Origin of the sequence: Streptomyces sp. SKN60 (assembly GCF_026236535.1) — a bacterium.
GTDB lineage: Bacteria > Actinomycetota > Actinomycetes > Streptomycetales > Streptomycetaceae > Streptomyces.
On record NZ_JAHTMW010000017.1, the window covers coordinates 136,232 to 159,849 of the forward strand.

Annotated in this window: 20 protein-coding genes and 1 pseudogene; 3 read left to right on the forward strand and 18 right to left on the reverse strand. The window is 71.7% G+C overall.

Annotated features, from left to right (window positions below; all coding sequences use genetic code 11):
- Positions 1–82 precede the first annotated feature (82 nt).
- From aroQ to KV205_RS26615, 10 genes are all read right to left on the reverse strand, one after another.
- A complete protein-coding gene (gene aroQ / locus KV205_RS26570) occupies positions 83–529 on the reverse strand; it encodes a type II 3-dehydroquinate dehydratase (protein ID WP_265867149.1) in 447 nt (148 codons plus the stop codon).
- The gene (aroB, locus tag KV205_RS26575) at positions 526–1,626 is read right to left on the reverse strand and encodes a 3-dehydroquinate synthase (protein ID WP_265867150.1); all 1,101 of its coding nucleotides are present in this window, start codon (positions 1,624–1,626) and stop codon (positions 526–528) included. The genes aroQ and aroB overlap by 4 nt, the downstream gene beginning before the upstream one ends.
- Positions 1,623–2,141: a shikimate kinase gene (locus KV205_RS26580; protein WP_265867151.1), complete on the reverse strand. Its 519-nt coding sequence runs from the start codon at positions 2,139–2,141 to the stop codon at positions 1,623–1,625. The genes aroB and KV205_RS26580 overlap by 4 nt, the downstream gene beginning before the upstream one ends.
- On the reverse strand, positions 2,138–3,322 hold the full coding sequence (aroC, locus tag KV205_RS26585) for a chorismate synthase (protein WP_265867152.1): 1,185 nt from the start codon (positions 3,320–3,322) through the stop codon (positions 2,138–2,140). Before aroC ends, KV205_RS26580 begins: the two co-directional genes overlap by 4 nt.
- A gap of 190 nt (positions 3,323–3,512) precedes the next feature.
- The gene (locus KV205_RS26590; RefSeq protein WP_265867153.1) at positions 3,513–4,340 is read right to left on the reverse strand and encodes a shikimate dehydrogenase; all 828 of its coding nucleotides are present in this window, start codon (positions 4,338–4,340) and stop codon (positions 3,513–3,515) included.
- Positions 4,340–6,055 carry an endolytic transglycosylase MltG gene (gene mltG, locus KV205_RS26595; RefSeq protein WP_265867154.1) on the reverse strand — a complete coding sequence of 572 codons (1,716 nt, stop codon included), beginning with the start codon at positions 6,053–6,055 and terminating at the stop codon, positions 4,340–4,342. Before mltG ends, KV205_RS26590 begins: the two co-directional genes overlap by 1 nt.
- A 101-nt stretch (positions 6,056–6,156) precedes the next feature.
- Complete coding sequence (ruvX, locus tag KV205_RS26600) at positions 6,157–6,621, reverse strand: Holliday junction resolvase RuvX (RefSeq protein ID WP_123954413.1); 465 nt, start codon at positions 6,619–6,621, stop codon at positions 6,157–6,159.
- Between the two features lie 2 nt (positions 6,622–6,623).
- Positions 6,624–9,293: an alanine--tRNA ligase gene (gene alaS, locus KV205_RS26605; RefSeq protein ID WP_265867155.1), complete on the reverse strand. Its 2,670-nt coding sequence runs from the start codon at positions 9,291–9,293 to the stop codon at positions 6,624–6,626.
- Positions 9,293–9,649 carry a hypothetical protein gene (locus KV205_RS26610; RefSeq protein WP_265867156.1) on the reverse strand — a complete coding sequence of 119 codons (357 nt, stop codon included), beginning with the start codon at positions 9,647–9,649 and terminating at the stop codon, positions 9,293–9,295. Before KV205_RS26610 ends, alaS begins: the two co-directional genes overlap by 1 nt.
- 5 nt (positions 9,650–9,654) lie before the next feature.
- Complete coding sequence (locus KV205_RS26615; RefSeq protein ID WP_265867157.1) at positions 9,655–10,110, reverse strand: DUF948 domain-containing protein; 456 nt, start codon at positions 10,108–10,110, stop codon at positions 9,655–9,657.
- 174 nt (positions 10,111–10,284) lie between these two features.
- Here KV205_RS26615 and KV205_RS26620 point away from each other — a divergent pair, with 174 nt between their 5' ends.
- The gene (locus KV205_RS26620; RefSeq protein WP_265867158.1) at positions 10,285–12,468 is read left to right on the forward strand and encodes an AAA family ATPase; all 2,184 of its coding nucleotides are present in this window, start codon (positions 10,285–10,287) and stop codon (positions 12,466–12,468) included.
- Positions 12,469–12,502: 34 nt separating this feature from the next.
- Here the strand turns inward: KV205_RS26620 and rpsD are convergent, their stop codons facing one another.
- The 5 genes from rpsD to KV205_RS26645 all read right to left on the reverse strand — a co-directional run bounded on the left by rpsD (position 12,503) and on the right by KV205_RS26645 (position 17,658).
- A complete protein-coding gene (rpsD, locus tag KV205_RS26625) occupies positions 12,503–13,117 on the reverse strand; it encodes a 30S ribosomal protein S4 (protein ID WP_265867159.1) in 615 nt (204 codons plus the stop codon).
- Positions 13,118–13,464: 347 nt separating this feature from the next.
- A complete protein-coding gene (locus tag KV205_RS26630; protein ID WP_265867160.1) occupies positions 13,465–14,820 on the reverse strand; it encodes a replication-associated recombination protein A in 1,356 nt (451 codons plus the stop codon).
- A 64-nt stretch (positions 14,821–14,884) separates the two neighbouring features.
- Positions 14,885–15,511 carry a vitamin K epoxide reductase family protein gene (locus tag KV205_RS26635; protein ID WP_265867161.1) on the reverse strand — a complete coding sequence of 209 codons (627 nt, stop codon included), beginning with the start codon at positions 15,509–15,511 and terminating at the stop codon, positions 14,885–14,887.
- 151 nt (positions 15,512–15,662) lie between these two features.
- Complete coding sequence (gene hisS, locus KV205_RS26640) at positions 15,663–16,928, reverse strand: histidine--tRNA ligase (RefSeq protein WP_265867162.1); 1,266 nt, start codon at positions 16,926–16,928, stop codon at positions 15,663–15,665.
- 10 nt (positions 16,929–16,938) lie between these two features.
- A complete protein-coding gene (locus KV205_RS26645; RefSeq protein WP_265867163.1) occupies positions 16,939–17,658 on the reverse strand; it encodes an MBL fold metallo-hydrolase in 720 nt (239 codons plus the stop codon).
- Between the two features lie 164 nt (positions 17,659–17,822).
- On the opposite strand from KV205_RS26645, the gene KV205_RS26650 reads away from it, so the two are divergent.
- Together KV205_RS26650 and KV205_RS26655 are read left to right on the forward strand one after the other, a co-directional pair.
- Positions 17,823–18,614 carry a peptidylprolyl isomerase gene (locus tag KV205_RS26650; protein WP_265867164.1) on the forward strand — a complete coding sequence of 264 codons (792 nt, stop codon included), beginning with the start codon at positions 17,823–17,825 and terminating at the stop codon, positions 18,612–18,614.
- 211 nt (positions 18,615–18,825) lie between these two features.
- Positions 18,826–20,055 carry a DUF349 domain-containing protein gene (locus KV205_RS26655; protein WP_265867165.1) on the forward strand — a complete coding sequence of 410 codons (1,230 nt, stop codon included), beginning with the start codon at positions 18,826–18,828 and terminating at the stop codon, positions 20,053–20,055.
- Positions 20,056–20,129: 74 nt separating this feature from the next.
- Here KV205_RS26655 and KV205_RS26660 read toward each other — a convergent pair whose 3' ends face one another.
- From KV205_RS26660 to KV205_RS26670, 3 genes and pseudogenes are all read right to left on the reverse strand, one after another.
- Positions 20,130–22,595: a bifunctional (p)ppGpp synthetase/guanosine-3',5'-bis(diphosphate) 3'-pyrophosphohydrolase gene (locus tag KV205_RS26660; protein WP_265867166.1), complete on the reverse strand. Its 2,466-nt coding sequence runs from the start codon at positions 22,593–22,595 to the stop codon at positions 20,130–20,132.
- 281 nt (positions 22,596–22,876) lie between these two features.
- Entirely contained in the window at positions 22,877–23,428 is a 552-nt protein-coding gene (locus tag KV205_RS26665) for an adenine phosphoribosyltransferase (RefSeq protein WP_265867167.1), read from the reverse strand.
- Positions 23,425–23,618 (reverse strand): annotated as a pseudogene (locus tag KV205_RS26670) (protein translocase subunit SecF); the annotation flags it as partial. The pseudogene KV205_RS26670 and the gene KV205_RS26665, both read right to left, overlap by 4 nt.

A 23,618-nucleotide genomic window follows, 5' to 3' on the forward strand; every position in this document is an offset into this window, starting at 1 on the left:
CCGCCCCCGGCTTCCCCAGGGGAAACGGCCCGGGGCGATCGGCCGGGGGCGCGAGCCCTCACCCGCCGGGGTGAGGGCTCGCTCAGGCGTCCAGTTCCTCCGCGAGCGCGCGCAGCGCAAGCCGGTAGGAGCCGATGCCGAAGCCGGCGACGGTGCCGGTGGCCACCGCGGCGACCACGGAGGTGTGCCGGAACTCCTCACGGGTGTACGGGTTGGAGATGTGCACCTCGATCAGCGGCGCGGTGCGCTGGGCGGCCGCGTCGCGCATCCCGTACGAGTAGTGGGTGAAGGCGCCGGGGTTGAGGACGACCGGGATCGAACCGTCGGCGGCCTCGTGCAGCCAGCGGATCATCTCCCCCTCGTCGTTGGTCTCGCGCACCTCGACGTCGAAGCCCAGCTGCTCGCCCAGCGCGCGGCAGGACTCCACCAGGCCCTTGTAGGACGTGGCGCCGTAGATGTCGGGCTCGCGGGAGCCGAGCCGGCCCAGGTTCGGGCCGTTCAGCACGAGGACGCGGCGCGGTTCGCTCACGCGGACACCTCGCCGTACGCCGCGATCAGCACCGCCGGGTCGGGGCCCTCCATGACGGTGGGCTTGCCGAGGCCGTCGAGGACGATGAAGCGCAGCAGGTCGCCGCGGGACTTCTTGTCGACCTTCATGGTCTCCAGGAGCTTGGGCCACTGGTCGCCGCGGTAGGTGAGCGGCAGTCCGACGGACTCCAGGACGGCGCGGTGCCGGTCGGCGGTGGCGTCGTCGAGGCGTCCGGCCAGCCGGCCCAGCTCGGCGGCGAAGACCATGCCGACGGAGACGGCGGCGCCGTGCCGCCACTTGTAGCGCTCGTTCTTCTCGATGGCGTGCGCGAGGGTGTGCCCGTAGTTGAGGATCTCGCGGCGGCCGGCCTCCTTGAGGTCGCCGGAGACGACCTCGGCCTTGACCTTGATCGAACGGACGATCAGCTCGGCGGTGTTCGGGCCCGCCGGGGTGCGGGCGGCCTCCGGGTCGGCCTCGATCAGATCGAGGATGACCGGGTCGGCGATGAAGCCGGCCTTGATGATCTCGGCGAGGCCGGAGACGTAGTCGTGCACCGGCAGCGAGTCCAGCGCGGCCAGGTCGCACAGGACTCCGGTCGGCGGGTGGAAGGAGCCGACGAGGTTCTTGCCCTCGGCGGTGTTGATGCCGGTCTTGCCGCCGACGGCCGCGTCGACCATGCCGAGCACCGTGGTGGGCACGGCGATCCAGCGCACCCCGCGCAGCCAGGTCGCGGCGACGAAGCCGGCCAGGTCGGTGGTGGCGCCGCCGCCGACGCCGACGATGACGTCGCTGCGGGTGAAGCCGGTCTGGCCGAGCGCCTTCCAGCAGTAGGCGGCGACCTCGGCGGTCTTCGCCTCCTCCGCGTTGGGCACCTGGATGGCGACGGCCTCGTAGCCCTGGCCGGCGAGGTCGGCGCGCAGCGCCTCACCGGTCTCGGCGAGCGCCTCGGGGTGGATCACGGCGACCCGCTTGGCCTGCGGGCCGATGAGCCCGCCGAGCTCGCCGAGCAGCTGCCGGCCGACCAGCACCTCGTACGGGTCGGAACCCTCGGAGCCGCCGACCGGGATCCGGGTGACTTCCTGGTCCTGGTCCGTCATACGTCCTTCAACTCCAGTGCGTCGAGGACCGCCTCGGCGACCTCTTCGGGCGTGCGCTCGTCGGTGGCGACCACGACGCTCGCGACTTCTTCGTACAGATGGCGGCGCGCGTCCATCAGCTCGCGCCACTGCCGGCGCGGGTTGACGGCGAGCAGCGGGCGGGCGGCGCCGAGGCCGACCCGGCGGACGGCGGCCTCGACGTCCATGGAGAGGTACGCGACGGGGCGCCCGCGCAGCAGGGCGCGGGTGCCGGCGTCGAGCACGGCGCCGCCGCCGAGCGCGAGGACGCCCTCGTGCTCAGCGAGGGCGGCGGCCACGGCCGCGCGCTCCAGGGCGCGGAAGTGCTCTTCGCCGTCCTCGACGAAGATGTCCGAGATCTCGCGTCCCTCGGCGGCGACGATGTCCGCGTCGGTGTCCCGGTAGACGGCGCCGAGCCGCTCGGCGAGCAGTGCGCCGACGGTGGACTTGCCGGAGCCCATGGGTCCGACGAGGACGACCTGCGGGCCGCCGGTCACCGGATGTGGAGGTTGTCGAGGTACGACTGCACGTTGCGGCGGGTCTCGGTGACGCTGTCGCCGCCGAACTTCTCCACGACCGCGTCCGCGAGGACCAGCGCGACCATCGCCTCCGCGACGATCCCGGCCGCCGGGACGGCGCAGACGTCGGAGCGCTGGTGGTGGGCGGCCGCGACCTCGCCGGTGGCGACGTCGATGGTGGCAAGGGCGCGCGGGACGGTCGCGATCGGCTTCATCGCGGCGCGCACCCGCAGCAGCTCACCCGTGGTCAGACCGCCCTCGGTGCCGCCGGAGCGGCCGGAAGTGCGCTTGATGCCGTCCTCGGTGCGCACGATCTCGTCGTGGGCCTGGGAGCCGGGCACCCGGGCGAGGTCGAAGCCGTCGCCGACCTCGACACCCTTGATGGCCTGGATGCCCATCAGCGCGGCGGCGAGCCGCGCGTCGAGCCGGCGGTCCCAGTGCACGTGCGAGCCGAGGCCGACGGGCACGCCGTAGGCGAGGACCTCGACGACGCCGCCGAGGGTGTCGCCGTCCTTGTGGGCCTGGTCGATCTCCGCGACCATCGCCTTCGACGCATCCGCGTCCAGGCAGCGCACCGGATCCGCGTCCAGCTTCTCGACGTCGGCCGGGGTCGGGTAGACGCCGTACGGGGCCTTCGCCGCCGCCAGCTCCACCACGTGCGAGACGATCTCGATCCCGGCCGCCTCCTTCAGGAACGACCGGGCCACCGCGCCGAGCGCCACCCGCGCCGCCGTCTCCCGGGCGCTCGCGCGCTCCAGGATCGGCCGGGCCTCGTCGAAGCCGTACTTCTGCATACCGGCCAGGTCCGCGTGACCGGGCCGGGGCCGGGTCAGCGGCGCGTTGCGGCCGGTCTCCTTCAGCTCGGCGGGGTCGACCGGATCGGCCGACATGACCTTCTCCCACTTGGGCCACTCGGTGTTGCCGACCATGACCGCGACCGGCGACCCCAGGGACAGGCCGTGCCGGACACCGCCGAGGAAGGTGACCTCGTCCTGCTCGAACTTCATCCGCGCACCGCGCCCATAGCCGAGCCGACGCCGTGCGAGATGGTCCGCCACCAGCTCCGTGGTGACCGGAACACCGGCCGGAAGTCCCTCAAGGGTTGCAACCAGCGCGGGGCCGTGCGACTCCCCCGCCGTCAGCCAACGCAACCTGCTCAACGATGCTCCTCATGCTCGCGCCTGGGCACTGCGACGGCACGACCTGGGTGCGCGGCCCGGGTCCGCCTGCCCCGATCCTCCCACGTCCCGGCGGCCGATCGATCGCCGGTCCACGAGTCGGGACGCTCGTCTCACGCATCGGGTGAGGTCGCGCAGGCCGGGGTGGGGCGGTCGGCGCCTCCGCCGGCGCTCAGCGCTCGGCGAGCGCCCGCTCCCCCGCCGCCCGCATCGCGGCCAGCGGCCCCGGCGTGCGACCGGTCATCTGCTCGACCTGGAGCACCGCTTGGTGCACCAGGAGGTCGAGCCCGCCGACGACCTTGCCGCCGCGCGCCGACCAGGCGGCGGCGAGGCGGGTGGGCCAGGGGTCGTAGAGCACGTCGAAAAGGGTGCCGGGGGCGTCGGGGACGGCGCCGGTCAGGGCGTCGGTCGTCCCGGCCGGCGTGGTCGCGATCACCAGCGGCGCGGCGAGGGCCTCCGCCGCGTCGCCCCAGGCGGCCGTGCGCACGTCCACGCCGAGCCGCTCGCCCCAGCCGCGCATCTCGTCGGCGCGGGCCTCGCTCCGTACGTACGCGGTGACGGGGCCCGAGCAGATCCGGGCGAGGGCGGCGAGCGCCGAGGAGGCGGTGGCGCCCGCGCCGAGGATGGCGGCGGAGTCGACCTTCTCGACGCCCCGCTCGTGCAGCGCGGCGATCATGCCGGGGATGTCGGTGTTGTCGCCGACCCGGCGCCCGTCCTCCGTGAACACCACCGTGTTGACGGCCTCGACCGAGGCCGCCGTGTCGGTGATCTCGTCGAGCAGCGGAATGATCGCCCGCTTGAGCGGCATGGTCAGCGAGAGCCCGGCCCACGAGTCGTCGAGCTCGCCGACGAACCCGGGCAGCGCCGCCTCGTCGACCTCGAAACTGCCGTAGGACCAGTCGTCGAGGCCGAGCTCGGCGTACGCGGCCCGGTGCAGGACCGGGGAGAGCGAGTGGGCGATGGGCGAGCCGAGGACGGCCGCCCGGCGTGCTGCCGCCATCAGTTCTTCCTCGACTCGTTGAACTTCTCGACGAGCTTCTGGTGCTCCGCGTTCGTCTTCGTGAACTGCGAGGTCTTCCCGTCGAGCGAGATGAAGTAGTACCAGCCGTCGTGCGTCGGCTCGACCGTGCCCGTCATCGCCTCGATGCCGGGGTTGCTGATCGGGCCGGGCGGCAGGCCCTTGACGTAGTACGTGTTGTACGGGTTCTCGTACTTGCGCAGCGCCGTGAGCGACAGGTCGACCGTGCTCTGGTTCTTGATGTAGTTGTACGTCGAGTCGAACTCGAGCCCGCCGTAGGTCTGCGGGTTCGACGGCTTGAGCCGGTTGTAGACGACCTCGGACATCTTGCGGAAGTCGTCGTGCGACGTGCCCTCCGCCTGGACGAGACTGGCGATGGTGACGAGCTCCCAGGGGCCGTCGACGCCGAGCTCCTTGGCCTTGGCCTCCAGGTCGAACTTCGCGTATTCCTGGTTCGCGCGGGAGACCATCTTGCGCAGGGCGTCCTCGGGCTTGCCGCCCTTGGCGACCGGGTAGCTCGCCGGGAAGAGGAAGCCCTCGAGCGGGTCCTTGACGTTCTTGTGGTTCTTCGCCCAGTCCGGGAGACCGAGCTCGTTCGCCTTCGCCTTCGCAATGCCCTGGGTCGTGCCGGGCTTGAGTTCGAGCCGCTTGTCGATCTGCTCGTACACCCAGACGTTGCGCTTGCCCTCGGGGATGACGAAGTTGCTCTGGCTCGCCGGGTTGAGCATCATCGAGACGGCGCTCTCCGCCGACATCTCCTTCTTCAGCGTGTACACGCCGGCCTGGATCGACTGGCCCTTGGGGTTCTTCTGCTGGGCCGAGACGAAGGCGTCGACGCTCTTGACCACGCCGTTCTTCTTCAGGATGTTGCCGATGTCGTAGCCGGTGGCTCCGCGCGGGATCTCGATCTGGACATCGCCCGAGCCGGCGCCTGTGTAGTCCGGTGCCTCCGCGAAGCGGCCCTGCCAGAACTTGTAGCCGACGTAGCCGACGCCGCCCACGCCGCCGACCAGGACCACGGCGACGACCAGGCAGGCCATGCCGTTCTTGGCCTTCTTGCCCTTCTCGCCCTTGCCGCCCCGGCCGTTCTTCCCGCCGCGGCGGCCCGAGCGGCGGCCGTCCGGCTCGTCGTCGTAGTCGTCGTCGTACGCGTCGTCGTCATAGCGCTCGGACTCGTTGCCGGGAGCGTCCTCGCCGGTGAAGAAGGGGTGGTTCTCCTCCTCCGGCTCCGCGTCCCAGTCGGTCACCGGCTGCTGCTGCGGGGCCCGGCGCCGGCCGGGGGGCTGCGGCGGGGGGTAGGCCTCGGGGGTGCCGTAGAGGTCGGGCTGCTGGCCGCCGTACGGATCGGCGGGCGGGGCGTTGTACGGCATCGCCGCCTGGCCCGTCTCCCAGGTGGCGTCGTACTGCTGTGCGGGGTAGCCGGGCGTGTCGTAACCGGCCGACTGCCCGTACTGCTGTTCGCCGTACTGCTGGCCGTAGTCCTGCGGGTACTGCTGCGGATCGTGCGACTGCTGCTGCTCGTAGGGGCCGCCGGCGTACGTCTGCTGCTGGGCGTACGGGTCCTGGTGGCCGTACGGAGCCTGCTGCTGGTACTGCTGCTGCGGGTACTGCTGCTGGCCCTCCCACCCCTGGTCCCCGTACAAGGGGTCCGAGGGGTGCCACGGTTCGGAGCCGGGGCTCCGGCCATACTCAGTCATCGATCCCCAAACAGCCGCGAGGCTTCCGGACGTTCCGCCTCTACGTTGTGCGGCAGCTGTTCGAACACCGCCGCATCGCGCGGAACGTTACCGTATCGCGATCAGATGACCACTTCGACGCCCTCACCGGGCGGATTACCTGATACCCGTTCGGACTCAAGAGCGTTCTGCAGGATGATCACAGCGGCGGCCTGGTCGATCACGGACCGCCCCTTCTTGGACTTCACGCCCGAGGCCCGCAGGCCCTGGGTCGCGGTGACCGTGGTCATCCGCTCGTCGACGAGCCGGACCGGGACCGGGGCGATGCCCTTGGCCATCTCCCGGGCGAAGGCGCGGACCTTGGTCGCGGCCGGGCCCTCCCGCCCGCTGAGCGAGCGGGGCAGGCCCACGACGACCTCGATCGGTTCGTACTCCTCGACGATCTGGCGCAACCGCCGGTGGGCGGCCGGGACGTCACGTCCCGGCACGGTCTCCACCGGCGTGGCCAGGACCCCGTCGGGGTCGCACGAGGCGACCCCGATCCGGGCGTCCCCGACGTCGACGGCGATCCGACGTCCTCGGCGCATCGTCACGCCGTCTCCACGACGAGGCGCTCGACGGCGGCCATGGCCTCGCCGACGGCCTCCGGGTTCTGGCCGCCGCCCTGGGCGACGTCCGGCTTGCCGCCACCGCCGCCGCCGAGGGTCTTGGCGGCCGTGCGGACCAGCTCGCCGGCCTTGAGGCCGCGCTCGCGGGCGGCCTCGTTGGTGGCGATGACCGTGAGCGGCTTGCCGTTGGCCGTGGTGAACAGGGCCACGACGGCCGGGCGGTCGGACGGGATGCGGCCGCGGACGTCGAGGACCAGCTTGCGCAGGTCGTCGGCGCCGGTGCCGTCCGGGACCTGACCGGTCACCAGGGCGACGCCGCGGATGTCCCGGGCGGAGTCGACCAGACCGGCGGCGGCCTGCAGCACCTTCTCGGCGCGGAACTTCTCGATCTCCTTCTCGGCGTCCTTCAGCTTGCCGAGCATCGAGGAGATCTTCTCCGGCAGCTCCTCCGGACGGCCCTTGACCAGCTCCTGGAGCTGGGCGACGACCGTGTGCTCACGGGCCAGGAAGTTGTACGCGTCGACGCCGACCAGGGCCTCGATGCGGCGCACGCCGGAGCCGATGGAGGACTCGCCGAGCAGCTTCACCAGACCCAGCTGGGCGGTGTTGTGCACGTGGGTGCCGCCGCACAGCTCCTTGGAGAAGTCGCCGATGGTGACGACGCGGACCTGCTCGCCGTACTTCTCGCCGAACTCGGCGATGGCGCCCTGGCGCTTGGCCTCGTCGATCGGCATGACCTCGGCGTGCACGTCGAGCTCGCGCGAGAGGACCTCGTTGATCTTCTGCTCGACGTCCGTGAGGACGGCGCCGGGGACGGCGTTCGGCGAGCCGAAGTCGAAGCGGAAGCGGCCCGGGGAGTTCTCCGAACCGGCCTGGGCGGCGGTCGGGCCCAGGGCGTCGCGCAGCGCCTGGTGGGTGAGGTGGGTGGCGCTGTGGGCGCGGGCGATGGCCCGGCGGCGGCGCACGTCGATGGCGGCGTAGGCGGTGGCGCCCACGGTGACCTCGCCGACCTGCACCGAGCCCTTGTGCACGGAGACACCCGGGACCGGCTGCTGCACGTCGCGGATCTCGATGACCGCGCCGGAGTGCAGCTTGATGCGGCCGTGGTCGGCGAGCTGGCCGCCGCCCTCGGCGTAGAACGGGGTGCGGTCGAGGACGACCTCGACGTCGTCGCCCTCGGAGGCGGCCGGCGCCGGGACACCGTTGACCAGGAGGCCGACGACCGTGGTCTCGCCCTCGGTGTTGGTGTAGCCGGTGAAGCTCGTGGCACCGGTGGTGTCGGCGATCTCGCGGTACGAGGTGAGGTCGGCGTGACCGGTCTTCTTGGCCAGGGCGTCGGCCTTGGCCCGCTCCCGCTGCTCCTTCATCAGGCGGCGGAAGCCGTCCTCGTCCACGGAGAGGCCCTGCTCGGCGGCCATCTCCAGGGTGAGGTCGATCGGGAAGCCCCAGGTGTCGTGGAGCAGGAAGGCCTTCTCGCCGGCGAGGACCGTGCCGCCGGCGGCCTTGGTCTCGGTGACGGCGGTGTCGAGGATGTTGGTGCCGCCCTTGAGGGCCTTGAGGAACGCGGCCTCCTCGGCGAGGGCGACCGTCTCGATGCGCTTGCGGTCGGTCTCCAGCTCCGGGTACTGCTCGCCCATGGTGCGGATGACCGTGTCGACGAGCTCGCCGACGACCGGGCCGGTGGCGCCGAGCAGCCGCATGTTGCGGACAGCGCGGCGCATGATGCGGCGCAGCACGTAGCCGCGGCCCTCGTTGCCGGGGGTGACGCCGTCGCCGATGAGCATGACGCTGGTGCGCATGTGGTCGGCGACCACGCGCAGCGAGACGTCGGAGTCGTGGGCCTTGCCGTAGGCGACGCCGGTGAGCTCGGTGGCCTTGTCGATGACGACCTTGAGGGTGTCGGTCTCGTACATGTTCTGCACGCCCTGGAGGATCATCGCCAGGCGCTCGAGACCGAGGCCGGTGTCGATGTTCTTGGACGGCAGGTCGCCGAGGATCTCGAAGTCCTCCTTGCCGATGCCCTGGCCCCGCTCGTACTGCATGAAGACGAGGTTCCAGATCTCGACGTACCGCTCGTCGTTGACGGCCGGGCCGCCCTCGACGCCGAACTCGGGGCCGCGGTCGTAGTTGATCTCGGAGCAGGGGCCGCAGGGGCCGGGGACGCCCATGGACCAGAAGTTGTCCTTCTTGCCCAGGCGCTGGATGCGCTCGGCGGGCACGCCCACGACGTCGCGCCAGATGGCCTCGGCCTCATCGTCGTCCTGGTAGACCGTGATCCAGAGCTTCTCCGGCTCGAGCCCGTAGCCGCCGTGCTCCACCGGGGTGGTCAGCAGCTCCCAGGCGAGCTTGATGGCGCCTTCCTTGAAGTAGTCGCCGAAGGAGAAGTTGCCGCACATCTGGAAGAACGTGCCGTGGCGGGTGGTCTTGCCGACCTCTTCGATGTCGGGCGTGCGCACGCACTTCTGCACGCTGGAGGCGCGCGCGAAGGGCGGCTTGACCTCACCCAGGAAGTAGGGCTTGAAGGGCACCATGCCGGCCGGGACGAGGAGCAGAGTCGGGTCGTCCGCGATGAGCGACGCCGAAGGGACGACGGTGTGCCCGCGCTCCTCGAAGAAGCTCAGCCAGCGGCGGCGGATTTCAGCCGACTCCATCAGTGGTCCTCATTCCGGTTGTCAGACTTGTACGAAAACGAATAGGTGGTCGTGGAGTCGGCGGGACGGCCGCCGAGCGCCGCGCGGCGGCGCGGGCCGGGCAGCTCGCGCTCCTGCTCCACGGGCGGCGGGGCGTCCAGGCCCAGGGCCGCGCCGAGCTCGGCCTCCCGCTGGAGCATGGTCGCCCGCACGTCGAGGGCGAAGTCCTTGAGCCGGTGGCCGGTCTCGACGGCCTTGTTCGCCGCCTGCGCGGCCAGGCTCTCCGGGGTCAGCTGCTTGAGCTTCCGGTTGACCTTGGTGGTGGCCCACACGCCGGCGGCCGCGCCCGCGGTGAACCAGAACGTACGGCGGAACATCGTGCTCAGCCCTTCTGCTTCCGGCGTCGTGCGGACGGCACGGTACGGCCGACGATCACAGTACGCCGGTCGGCCGCGGCGGGCGCGTCCTGGCGGCCCCGGCCCCGCTCCGGCTCCCGGTCCCGGCCCAGCGCCCTGCGCACCCCGTAGCCGAAGGCCGCGACCTTGACGAGCGGGCCGCCGAAGGTGGAGGCCACGGTGCCGGCGAGGGCGGAGGCGTTGGAGGTGACCTCCTGGACGTCGGACGCGATGGCGTCGACCTTGTCCAGCTGGGTCTGCGCGGAGCGCACGGTCGCGGAGGCGTCGGCGAGCAGCGGGACGGCCTTCTCGGTCACGTCCGCGACGAGCTTGGTGGTCGCCCGGAGCGTCTGCGCCAGCCTCACCAGCACCACGGCGAGGAAGGAGACGAGGATCGCCCAGAACACGGCCACCAGGATCCCGGCAACCTCACCACCGGTCACGCTGCACCGCTCTCTGCTGTCGTCGGGTCCCGGTCGGTCGTCGGACCCGTGTGTACACGTCCTCCGACCCTATCGCGCCCGAGCTCCCCGGCCGCACCGCATTACCGCCTGTGGGAGGGGAGTTGCGTACGCCGATTGTACGGAGTGCGCGCGGATGAGTACGCTCCGTGTGCCATGCGACGGAGCAATCTCCCGGCGGAACTGAACCGGTTCGTGGGCCGGGCCGCCGAACAGGACCGACTGGCCCGGATGATCGCCGAGTTCCGGCTGGTCACGGTGGTCGGAGTGGGCGGGGTGGGCAAGACCCGGCTCGCCCTGCGGGCTGCCGCGGCACTGCAGAAACGCTACGTCGACGGGGTGCGGCTCGCCGAGCTGAGCGCGCTGCGCGACCCGGGCCTGGTGGCCCACGCCCTGGTGGAGGCGCTCGGGCTGACCGACCACACGGTGCGCCCGCCGCGCGAGGTGCTCCTCGAACACCTGGCGAAGCGGCGGCTGCTGCTCGTGGTGGACGGTTTCGAGCATCTGGTGGACGAGTGCGCGGTGCTGCTGCGGGAGTTGCTCGCCGGCTGCCCGGGGCTCACGGTCCTCGCGGCGGGTCGCCGGCCGCTGCGGGTGGACGGCGAGGCGGTGTGCGCGCTGGCGCCGATGGGCGCGGCGGACGCGCTTGAGCTGCTCACGGGGCGGGCGGCGGAGGCGGGCGCGGGGCCGGACGCGGGCGCGGGCGGGGATCCGGAGATCCTGCGGGAGCTGTGCCGGCGGCTCGACGGGATCCCGCTGGCCCTCGAACTGGCGGCGGCGCGGCTGCCGCTGCTCACGCCGGAGCAGCTCCTTGCGCGCCTCGAGGACCGCTTCCGGCTGCTCGACGGCGGACGGCGCGGAGCGCTCCCCCGGCATCAGACGCTGCGCACGGCGATCGGCTGGAGCCATGAGCTGTGCACCCCTGAGGAGCGGCTGCTGTGGGCGCGGCTCTCGGTGTTCGCCGGTCCCTTCGACCTGGAGGCCGTGGAGTACGTGTGCGGGGGCGCCGAGCTGCCGGCGGACCGGGTGCTCGACGTGCTCGGCGAGCTGCTCGCGCAGTCGCTGGTGACGCGCGAGGACACGGCGGCGGGCCCGCGCTACCGGATGCTCGACACGGTCGGGGCGTACGGGGCGGAGTGGCTGGCGGCGCTCGGCGACACCGAGCGGATGCGGCGCCGGCACCGGGACTGGTACATGGGGCTTGCCACCTGGTGCGAGCTGGAGTGGTTCAGCCCGCGGCAGGCGGAGGTGGCGGCGGCCACGGACGTGGCGCTGCCCAATCTGCGGGCGGCCCTCGAACTGTGCCTGGAGTCGGCGGAGGACACGGCGCTCGCCCAGCATCTGGCGGGGACGCTGTGGTTCTACTGGGCGGGCTGCGGACGTCTGTCGGAGGGCCGGCACTGGCTGGACCGGGCGGTGACGGCCGGTGCGCACCAGCCGGTGGCGCTGCACGAGGACGCCCGGCTCAAGGCGCTGTGGGTGCTCGGGTACGTGGCGGTGCTGCAGGGCGATCCGACGGCGGCGGTGGCGGCGCTGCACGAGTGCGGGGAGCGGGCCCGGATCACCGGGAACACGCTGGCGGAGGCGTACGCGACGCACCGGATGGGGTGTCTGGCGCTGATCTCGGACGAGCTGCCGCGGGCCGAGGAGCTGATCGGCAGAGCGCTGCACCTGTATCGGGAACTGGGCGAGCTGAACAGCAACGTGCTGATGGGGCAGGTGGAGCTGGCGATGGCGCGGGCCTTCCAGGGCGATCTGGAGGGTGCGGTCGCGCTGTGCGCGGAGGTGCGGGAGGTCTGCGAGGAGCGCGGGGAGCGATGGACCCGGGCGTACGCGCTGTACGTCCTCGCCTATGCGGCGCTGACGGACGGCGATCCGGTGTCGGCGCGGGAGCTGCTCACCGAGTGCGTGACGATCAACCACGCCTTCCACGATCTGGTGGGTCTGGTGCTCGGGATCGAGCTGCTCGCGCTGGTGACGGCGGTCGAGGGGGATCCGGCGGAGGCGGCGCTGCTGCAGGGGGCGGCGGTGCCGGTGTGGCAGTCGGTGGGGCTGCCGCTGTTCGGTTCGAGCAACTTCAACGGGGCCCGCGCGCTGTGCGCACGGCAGGCGGGCGAGCTGCTCGGCGGGGAGGCGTACGGCGCCTGGTACCGGGAGGGCGAGCGGCTCCCGCTCGACGCGGCGGTGGACCGGGCGCTCGCCGACCGCCGCGATCCGGCCACCGGGAACGGCGCGGGCGCGGCGGCCCCGCGCCCCTTCCGTACCGGCCGGGCACCCGTCCCGGACACGCGGAAGCCCGCCGGCTCCCCCACCGTGTCGGGTGGGGAAGCGGCGGGCTGAACACCGCGGAGGTGGTACTACTGCGCGCCGATGATCAGCGGGCGTAGTACTCGACGACCAGCTGCTCGTCGCAGACGACCGGGATCTCCTTGCGGTTCGGGTCGCGGTCGAGGCGGAAGGCCAGGGCCTTCAGGTTGACCTGCAGGTAGCGCGGGGTCTCGCCGTCGGGGGCGAAGCCACCCTCGCGGGCCACCTGGAACAGGGTCTTGTTGCGCGACTTCTCGCGGACCATCACGACGTCGTCGGGACGGACGCGGAAGGACGGCTTGTCGACCTTGCCACCGTTGACCTGGATGTGGCCGTGGACGACCATCTGGCGGGCCTGGTAGATGGTGCGGGCGATGCCCGAACGCAGGACCAGGGCGTCGAGACGACGCTCGAGCTCGACGACCAGCGCCTCGCCCGTCTTGCCCTCGGCCTTCTTGGCGCGGTCGTAGGCGCGGGCCATCTGGCGCTCGCTGATGTCGTACTGGGCGCGCAGACGCTGCTTCTCGAGCAGACGGACCTTGTAGTCCGAGTTCTGCTTGCGGCCACGGCCGTGCTCGCCCGGCGGGTAGGGGCGGGCCTCGAAGTACTTGACGGCCTTCGGGGTCAGCGCGATGCCGAGGGCACGCGACTTCTTGACCTTGGGACGGGACTGGTTCGGCATGAACCAACCTCTCTACTGTTGCGAATACGGCTTCACCAGGGTTAGGGAGGTCGCCATCCGCAGCCGGGAAGACCCGTCGGGTCCGTGAGGACCTGCCGGGCAGCCGCTCCCTGGTCTGGGCACATACGTGCAGCACGCGAACGACCCACCGCCCGCTCCGGGGAATCCCGGTGGTGGTGGGTTGCCCGCGACACCTTCGAAGGTGCGCGACGCTCCTGGAGACCCCGCCCGAAGGCCGGGACTCCGGCTGTTCGCCCTGTTCTGGTGATGCCGGCCGAAGCCGGACACAGGACGCAGCACTTCGGATCAGTGTACCGGGTCCGCCGGGCGCCCCGCGCCAGGGCCGCTCAGCCGCCCTCGCCCCTCAGGCGCTCCCGCACCTTCTCCACCACGTCCGCGTAGCGCGCCTCCGCGCCGTAGCGCGTCGGCTCGTAGTACTGCTTGCCGTGGACCGCGTCCGGCGCGTACTGCTGGCTGGCGATGGCGCCCGGCACGTCGTGCGGATACACATACCCCTGGGCATGGCCCAGCTTGGCGGCGCCCTTGTAGTGCCCGTCGCGCAGATGCGGCGGTACGGGGCCGGCCAGGCCGCCCTGGACGTCGGCGCGGGCGGCGAAGATCGCGTTCGTCGCCGCGTTGGACTTCGGGGCGAGGGCCAGCGCGATGGTGGCGTGGCTCAGGGTGAGCGCCGCCTCGGGGAAGCCGATCATGGCGACTGCCTGGGCGGCGGCCACGGCCAGCGGCAGGGCGTTCGGATCGGCGAGGCCGATGTCCTCGCTCGCAGAGATCATCAGGCGCCGGGCGATGAACCGCGGGTCCTCCCCCGCCTCGATCATCCGGGCCAGGTAGTGCAGCGCCGCGTCCACGTCGGAGCCGCGGATCGACTTGATCAGCGCGCTCGCCACGTCGTAGTGCTGGTCGCCGTCCCGGTCGTACTTCACGGCCGCCCGGTCGACGGTCTCCTCGACCGTCTCCAGGGTGATGGTCTTCTCCTGCTTCGCGATGGCCGCGCCGGCGGCCGCCTCCAGGGCGGTCAGGGCGCGCCGGGCGTCGCCCCCGGCGATCCGCAGCAGATGCGCCTCGGCGTCCTCGTCGAGCCCGACGGCCCCGCCGAGCCCGCGCTCCTCGTCGAGGGCGCGGCGCAGCAGTCCGCTCAGGTCGGCGTCGGTGAGCGGCTCCAGGGTGAGCAGCAGGGAGCGGGAGAGCAGCGGGGAGATCACCGAGAAGTACGGGTTCTCGGTGGTGGCGGCGATCAGGGTGACCCAGCGGTTCTCGACGGCCGGGAGGAGGGAGTCCTGCTGGGCCTTGGAGAAGCGGTGGATCTCGTCGAGGAAGAGGACGGTCTCCTTGCCGAAGCCGCCGACGGCCCGCCGGGCCCCGTCGATGACGGCCCGGACCTCCTTGACGCCTGCGGTGATCGCGGACAGCTCCACGAAGCGCTTGTTGGTGGCCTTGGAGACCACGTAGGCGAGGGTGGTCTTGCCGATGCCGGGCGGGCCCCAGAGGATCACCGAGGAGGCGCCGGCCGGTCCGCCGGTGCCGTCGCCGACCAGGCGGCGCAGCGGGGAGCCGGGCTTGAGCAGATGGCTCTGGCCCACGACCTCGTCGAGGGTGCGCGGACGCATCCGGACGGCCAGCGGGCTGCTGGTCGGGTCCTTCTCCTGGCGTTCTTCGGCTGCTGCGGTGAAAAGGTCGGGCTCCACGGTCATGAAGCCTAGGTCACCGCACTGACAGTCCGGTCCGGGCGGCCCCGGCTCGGCCGGCCGCTCAGCTGGTCCAGAAGTCCCACCAGCGGGTCAGGATCAGCATGCCGATGATGCCGATGTGCAGCACCGGGAGCACCCAGGTGAACTCCGAGAAGAAGGTGCGCAGCCCGGCCGGCGCGGGCAGCACCCCGCTGCGTACGTTGTGCGAGGTCACGTACCAGAACATGACGATGGTGGCGACCCAGGCGAGGCAGCACCACAGGCAGAGCGAGTTGATCTCGTACAGGGACTGCTGCATCAGCCAGGTGCAGAATCCGACGCCGAAGAGGGTGCCGGCGTTGAGGCCGAGCCAGTACCAGCGGCGGTAGCGGGCGCCCGCGAGCAGGCCGACGCCGATCGCGATCACCACGGAGTACGTGACCAGGCCGAGCATCGGGTTCGGGAAGCCGAAGACCGAGGCCTGCTCGCTCTTCATGATGTTCCCGCAGGACACGATGGGGTTGAGGCTGCACCCGGGGACGAAGTTCGGGTCTTCCAGGAGCTTGAACTTGTCGATGGTGATGACCCAGGAGGCGAGCAGTCCCGCCGCCCCGGTGATCACCAGGAGCCAGGCGAAGGCGCGGCTCGCGCCGATGGTGCGGGAGTCCTCCCGCGGTGCGGTCCCGCTCGCGGCCGCTGCCTTGGTCATGTCGCTCACTCGCTCTTCGTCGTTTCCGTCGTCTCCGCGGACCGGGGCAGGGTCATTCTGCCGCACCCGGTCGTACGGACGGTGTGAGCGAACGCGGAGGGCCCCCGGCACCGGGTGCCGGGGGCCCTCTCTCACGTACGGCCGGAACGGATCAGGCGCCGAGCTTCGCCTGCACCGCGTCGACGAGCTCGTCGAGCGCGACCGCCGTCTGCTCGCCGGACTCCATGTCCTTGAGCTGGACCACGCCCTCGGCGAGGTCGCGCTCGCCGGCGACGAGGGTGAAGCGGGCGCCGGAGCGGTTGGCGCTCTTCATGTGGGCCTTGAGGCCCTTCGCGCCGTAGCTGAAGTCCGTGGCCACGCCTTCCTTGCGGAGTCGCGTGACGAACCCGAACAGCACCTTGCGGGCCTCGTCGCCAAGCGCCACCGCGAAGACGCTGGTGGCCGGCGGGATGTCGAGCTCGATGCCCTCGGCCTCAAGGGCGAGGACCGTGCGGTCCACGCCGAGCGCCCAGCCGACGGACGGCAGCGCGGGGCCGCCGATCATCTCGGACAGGCCGTCGTAACGGCCGCCGCCGCCGACCGCGGACTGCGAGCCGAGACCGTCGTGGACGAACTCGAAGGTGGTCCGGGTGTAGTAGTCCAGGCCGCGGACCAGCTTGTCGTCGTCCTCGAAGGCCACGCCCGCCGCGGTGAGCAGCTCACGCACCTCGGAGTGGTACGCCTTGCACTCCTCGCACAGGTAGTCCTTGAGGAGCGGGGCGTCGACCAGCTGCTTCTGCACGTCGGCACGCTTGTCGTCGAGGACCCGCAGCGGGTTGATCTCGGCGCGGCGCAGCGTCTCCTCGTCCAGGTCGAGACCGCGCAGGAAGGTCTGCAGGGCCTCGCGGTAGACGGGGCGGCACTGCTTGTCGCCGAGCGAGTTCAGCAGGATGCGGAACTCGCGCAGGCCGAGCGAGCGGTAGGCCTGGTCGGCCAGGATGATCAGCTCGGCGTCGAGCGCCGGGTCCTCGGCGCCGATGGCCTCGGCACCGACCTGCGAGAAGTGGCGGTAGCGGCCCTTCTGCGGACGCTCGTAGCGGTAGTACGAGCCGCTGTACCAGAGCTTGACCGGCAGTCCGCCGGCCTTGTGCATGTTGGCTTCCAGGGCCGCGCGCAGGACGGAGGCGGTGCCCTCGGGGCGCAGGGCGAGGTTGGAGCCGCCCTTGGTGGTGAGGGTGTACATCTCCTTGGTCACGATGTCGGTGGACTCGCCGACACCGCGCGCGAACAGGTTGACGTCCTCGAAGCCGGGGGTCTCGACGTACCCGTAGCCGGACTTCCGGAGGGGTGCGGAGATCGCGTCACGGACCGCGAGATAGGTCGCCGAGAACGGCGGGATGAGATCGAAGGTGCCCTTGGGGGCCTTGAAGGTGCTCACGAAAGTCTTGTCACATTCCTCGTCGGGGAGCCTGGGTCTCGCTACTGCTCCCTTGGCGGCTCGACGCCACTTGCCGCAGATACGGGTTGGTGGCGCGCTCCTGGCCGATGGTCGTCTGGGGACCGTGGCCGGACAGGACGACGGTCGAGTTCTCGAGCGGCAGGACCACGCGGGTCAGCGATGCGAGCATCTCGTCCATGTCACCGCCGGGCAGGTCGGTGCGTCCGATGGAGCCGGCGAACAGCAGGTCGCCGGAGAAGAGGACGGAGGGGATCTCCGTGGTCTCCGGCGTCCGGAAGGTCACCGACCCCTTGGTATGCCCGGGCGCGTGCGCGACGGAGAAGTCGAGGCCCGCGAGCTTCAGCGCGGCGCCGTCGGTGAGCTCGTGCACGTCGTCGGGCTCGCCCACGGTCAGCTCGCCCATGAGGGGCATCCCGATGGAGCGGCCGAGGGCCTTCTCCGGGTCGCTCATCATGTACCGGTCGGCGGGGTGGATCCACGCGGGTACGTCATGGGCGCCGCAGACCGGGACGACGGAGGCGACGTGGTCGATGTGGCCGTGCGTGAGGACCACGGCGACGGGCTTGAGCCGATGCTTCTTCAGCGTCTCCTCGACCCCCTGGGCGGCCTGGTGGCCCGGGTCGATGATGACGCACTCCTCGCCCGCGGCGGGGGCGACCACATAACAGTTGGTCCCCCAGGCCCCGGCGGGGAACCCGGCAATCAGCACGATCGTCCTTATTTGTCGTCCGGCAGTTGGCTGCGCCAGTGCGGAACGCAGCGGAATGCAGCAGATCAGAGCCTACCGGCGGTGCGTATTCCACAGCCAACCCGTATACGGTACGGGCACATCCGACCAGGACAGGAACACTCGATCGAAAGGGAGCGGACCCGGTGGTCACCAGCGATCAGCGGCGGCGGCAGCTCGCCAGGGAGAAGTACGCGCGGCAGCAGCAGCGGCGTGCCGAGGCGCAGCGCAAGTCGCGCCGGAACACCGTCATCGCCTCGTCGCTCGCGGTGGTGCTCGCCGCCGGTCTCGCGGTGTGGGCCTCGGTGGCCCTGACGGGCGACGACAAGAACGACACCAAGAGCGACAGCGCGGCGAGCGCGAGCGGCACCCCGAGCGCGGAGCCGACGCCGTCGGGTCAGCCCGAGCCGGCGATGTCGATCGACCAGAAGGCCACGTACACGATGGCCCTCAAGACGAACGTCGGCGACATCAAGGTCACGATGGACGCGGCGAAGGCCCCGCACACCGTGAACTCCTTCAAGCACCTCGCCGACAAGAAGTACTTCGACGGGACCAAGTGCCACCGCCTGACCACCTCGGGCATCTTCGTGCTCCAGTGCGGCGACCCGAAGGGCGACGGCACCGGCGGCCCGGGCTACTCCATCCCGGACGAGAACCTGAACGGGCTCGGCAAGGCCGGGCAGGACGGCTCGGTCACCTTCCCGAAGGGCACCGTGGCGATGGCGAACGCCGGCCCGAACACCGGCGGCAGCCAGTTCTTCCTCGTCTACAAGGACACCAAGCTCCCGCCGAACTACACCCCGTTCGGCACCTTCGACGCGGACGGCCTGAAGGTCGTCGAGGACGTGGCGAAGGCGGGCGTCCAGGGCGGTGCCGGTGACGGCGCGCCGCAGAAGGCGGTCACGATCGAGAAGGCGACCGTCGCCAAGAAGTGAGTGCGGGGGCGGCCCGGCGACCACACCTGCGTACGACCGTTGAATTTCGGTCGCGCTGAGTGCGGACAGCCGGGCCGCCGTTCGCCTAGATTGGCGTTGTACAGCGCAGGCCGACGGCCGCGCTGTGGAGGGCGGGCGAGACCCGCCGGGAAACCGTGGACGATGCCCGGGGGTCGAGGCCCCCGCGACGGCATCATGTGGAGGAGGCGCTGTGAGCAGCGACCCGTGGGGCCGCGTCGACGAGACGGGCACCGTGTACGTGCGTACGGCCGAGGGCGAGCAGGTCGTCGGATCGTGGCAGGCCGGCACCCCTGAGGAGGCGCTGGCCTACTTCGAGCGCAAGTACGAGGGGCTGGTGGTCGAGATCGGCCTCCTCGAGAAGCGGGTGCGGACCACCGACCTGTCGGCCAAGGACGCCACGGCGGCCATCGACCACATCCGGCAGCAGGTCGAGGAGCACCACGCGGTGGGCGACCTCGCCGCGCTGAAGGTCCGGCTCGACAAGCTGGCCGAGTCGGTGGAGTCGCGCCGCGAGGAGCGCAAGGTCCAGAAGGCGAAGCAGGCCGACGAGGCGCGCTCCGCCAAGGAGGCGCTGGTCACCGAGGCCGAGGAGCTGGCGCAGAGCGAGCAGTGGCGGGCCGCCGGCGAGCGGCTGCGGGCCCTGGTGGACACCTGGAAGGGCCTGCCGCGGCTCGACCGGAAGTCCGACGACGAGCTGTGGCACCGCTTCTCGCACGCCCGCTCGGCTTTCTCCAAGCGCCGCAAGGCCCACTTCGCGGCGCTCGACGCGCAGCGCGAAGACGCCCGCAAGATCAAGGAGCGTCTGGTCGGCGAGGCCGAGGCGCTGTCGAACTCCACCGACTGGGGTGCGACGGCCGCCCGCTACCGCGAGCTGATGGCGGAGTGGAAGGCGGCGGGCCGGGCCCAGCGCGAGCACGAGGACGACCTGTGGAACCGCTTCCGCGGCGCCCAGGACGTGTTCTTCGCGGCCCGCAGCGAGGTGTTCGCCGAGCGTGACGCCGAGCAGGTCGAGAACCTCAAGCTGAAGGAGGAGCTCGCGGGCGAGGCGGAGAAGCTGGTTCCGGTCTCGGACCTGAAGGCCGCCCGGGCCGCCTTCCGCTCGATCAACGAGCGCTGGGAGGCCATCGGCCACGTGCCGCGCGACGCGCGCCCGAAGGTCGAGGGCCGGATGCACGCGGTGGAGCGCGCCATCCAGGACGCCGAGGAGAACGAGTGGCGTCGCACCAACCCGGAGGCGCGGGCCCGTGCGGCCGGCCTGACGGGTCAGCTGCAGGACGCCGTCGACAAGCTGCAGAAGCAGATCGACACGGCCCGTGCCGCCGGCAACGACGCCCGGGCCGACAAGCTCGCCAAGGAGCTGGAGGGCCGCCAGGCCCTGCTGGACCAGGCCCTGAAGGGTCTGCAGGAGTTCGGCGGCTGACGCCGGCCCCGTAGCGGTACGGGGAAGGGCCCCCGGCACCTGGTGCCGGGGCCCTTCCTCGTACCGACTCGCTGTTACGGCCTGCGGGCGCTGGTCACGCGGTACACGTCGTACACGCCCTCCACGCCCCGGACCGCCTTCAGGACGTGGCCCAGGTGCTTGGGGTCGCCCATCTCGAAGGTGAAGCGGGAGGTGGCCACGCGGTCGCGGGAGGTCTGGACGGCGGCCGAGAGGATGTTGACGTGCTGGTCCGAGAGGACCCGGGTGACGTCCGAGAGGAGCCGCGAGCGGTCCAGCGCCTCGACCTGGATGGCGACCAGGAAGACCGAGGACTGGGTGGGGGCCCACTCGACCTCCAGGATCCGCTCGGGCTCCCGGGACAGCGACTCCACGTTGACGCAGTCGCTGCGGTGAACCGATACGCCGCTGCCGCGGGTGACGAAGCCGATGATCGGGTCGCCGGGCACCGGGGTGCAGCAGCGGGCCAGCTTCACCCACACGTCCTCGACGCCCCTGACCACCACGCCCGGGTCGGCGTTGGAGCGGCGCTTGGCGCGGCCGCGGGTCGGCGGGGCGGCCTCGGCGATGTCCTCGGTCGCGGCCTCCTCGCCGCCGAGCGCCTGGACCAGCTTCTGCACGATGGACTGGGCGGTGACATGGCCCTCGCCGATCGCCGCGTACAGCGAGGAGATGTCGGTGTAGCGCAGCTCGTGGGCGAGGGTGACCAGCGAGTCGCCGGTGAGGATGCGCTGGATCGGCAGGTTCTGCTTGCGCATGGCCCGCGCGATGGCGTCCTTGCCCTGCTCGATGGCCTCCTCGCGGCGCTCCTTGGAGAACCAGGCGCGGATCTTGTTGCGGGCGCGCGGGGACTTGACGAAGCCCAGCCAGTCCCGGGAGGGTCCGGCGCCGGCCGCCTTGGAGGTGAAGACCTCCACCAGGTCGCCGTTGTCGAGGGTGGACTCGAGCGGGACCAGCCGGCCGTTGACCCGGGCCCCTATGGTGCGGTGGCCGACCTCGGTGTGGACGGCGTACGAGAAGTCGACCGGGGTGGCGCCGGCGGGCAGCGCGATGACATCGCCCTTGGGGGTGAAGACGAAGACCTCGTTGCGGGAGAGGTCGAAGCGCAGCGACTCCAGGAACTCGCCCGGGTCCTCGGTCTCCTTCTGCCAGTCGAGCAGCTGGCGCAGCCACGCCATGTCGTTGAGGTGGTCGTCCTTGCCGCCGCCCTTGGGCACGTCGGTGCGGACCTTGGAGGCGCCCGCGACGGCCTCCTGCTTGTACTTCCAGTGCGCGGCGATGCCGTACTCGGCGCGGCGGTGCATGTCGAAGGTGCGGATCTGCAGCTCGACGGGCTTGCCGTTGGGGCCGATGACCGTCGTGTGCAGCGACTGGTACATGTTGAACTTCGGCATCGCGATGTAGTCCTTGAACCGGCCGGGGACCGGGTTCCATCGCGCGTGGACGGTGCCGAGGGCCGCGTAGCAGTCGCGGACGGTGTCCACGAGGACGCGGATGCCGACCAGGTCGTAGATCTCCGCGAAGTCACGGCCGCGGACGATCATCTTCTGGTAGACGCTGTAGTAGTGCTTCGGCCGGCCGGTGACGGTGGCCTTGATCCGGGCGGCCCGCAGGTCGGCCTGGACCTCGTCGGTCACTATCGCGAGGTACTCGTCCCGCTTGGGCGCGCGCTCGGCGACGAGCCGGACGATCTCGTCGTACATCTTGGGGTAGAGGATCGCGAACGCGAGGTCCTCCAGCTCCCACTTGATGGTGTTCATGCCCAGCCGGTGCGCCAGCGGGGCGTAGATCTCCAGGGTCTCGCGGGCCTTCTTCTCCTGCTTCTCCCGCTTGAGGTAGCGCATGGTGCGCATGTTGTGCAGGCGGTCGGCGAGCTTGATAACCAGGACCCGGGGGTCCTTGGCCATGGCGACGACCATCTTGCGGACGGTCTCGGCCTGCGCGGCCTCGCCGAACTTGACCTTGTCGAGCTTGGTGACGCCGTCGACGAGCAGGGCGACCTGGTCGCCGAAGTCGCGGCGCAGGTCCTCCAGGCCGTACTCGGTGTCCTCGACGGTGTCGTGCAGGAGTCCGGCCATCAGCGTCGCCGGGTCCATGCCGAGCTCGGCGAGGATCGTGGTGACGGCGAGCGGGTGGGTGATGTACGGGTCGCCGCTCTTGCGCTTCTGGCCGCGGTGCCAGCGCTCGGCGACCTGATAGGCGCGCTCGACCTGGCGCAGGGTCGCCGTCTCGATCTTCGGGTCGTTGGAGCGGACGATCCGCAGCAGCGGTTCGAGGACCGGGTTGTACGGGGACGAGCGCTGGACGCCCAGGCGGGCGAGCCGGGCCCGGACGCGGCTCGAGGAGCCGCCGGAGCGGGCGGGCGGGGCCGGCGTGGGCCGGGCGGACGGGGCCGGAGCGGGCGCCGCGGGCCGGGGCTTGGTCTCCGCGGGCGGGTTCTGGGGCGCGGCGGTGCCCTGCGCGGCCTGGTCGGCCTGCTTGTCGGGCTGCGCGGCGGAGAGTGGCTGGGCCTCGTCTGGCAAGAGCGCTCCTCGTGCGTTTCCGGGTCCCCCGGTCAGGCCCGGAAAGGCCATCGTATCGACCTGGGAGCGCCTGTGCTCACGTGCCTGAGAGCTGAGACGGCACCGGGACCCGTTCCGGTCTCTGTCCGAAAAACGACGGGGGCGGCCCGGGGATTCCCCGGGCCGCCCCTCGTACGGGGCTGGCTCCGCGCGGACGCGCCGGCCGCGACGCGGAACCGCCCCGGTCCGAGGCGGTGGGCCTCAGGACCGGGGCGGTTCCCGTGCGGGTGTGACGTGGCCCGTCAGACCGTGATGAGCGCGGTGAGCGGCGCGCCGCCGAGGGCGGGCTCCAGGCGGGTCCGGCCCGGCAGGAAGCCGAGCTCCATGAGGACGGCGACGCCGGCGACCTCGGCCCCGGCGCGCCGGATGAGCTCGATGGAGGCCTCGGCGGTGCCGCCGGTGGCGAGGACGTCGTCGATGACCATGACGCGGTCGCCCGCGGCCAGGTCCTCGGCGTGCACCTCGATCTCGGCGGTGCCGTACTCCAGCTCGTACGCCTGCCGCAGGGTGGCCCCGGGCAGCTTGCCGGCCTTGCGGACCGGGATGAAGCCCAGGCCCGCGCGGACGGCGACGGGCGCGGCCAGGATGAAGCCGCGGGCCTCCAGGCCCACGATCTTCGTCGCGCCGTGCGCGGCGCACAGCCCGGCCAGCACGTCGGTGAGCGCCGTGAACGCCTCCGGGTCCGCGAGCAGCGGGGTGATGTCCTTGAACAGCACTCCGGGCTTCGGGTAGTCGGGGACGTCCCGGATCCGGCTGAGCAGCAGCTCGGTGGTGCGCTGCGCCTCGGCCGTCATCCGCGCCGCCCGGTGGAGCGGCCGCGGCGGCCGTGCTGGCCGACGACGGCCGGCTCGGCGTCCGTCACGTCCGCCGGGTCGGCGTCGAGCGCCTCGCCCTTGGCGGCCGCGGCGGCCCGCTTGGCGAGGACGCGCTTCTTCAGGGCCTTCATCGCCGGCTCGCGCTCCTTGAGGTCGGCGACGAGCGGGG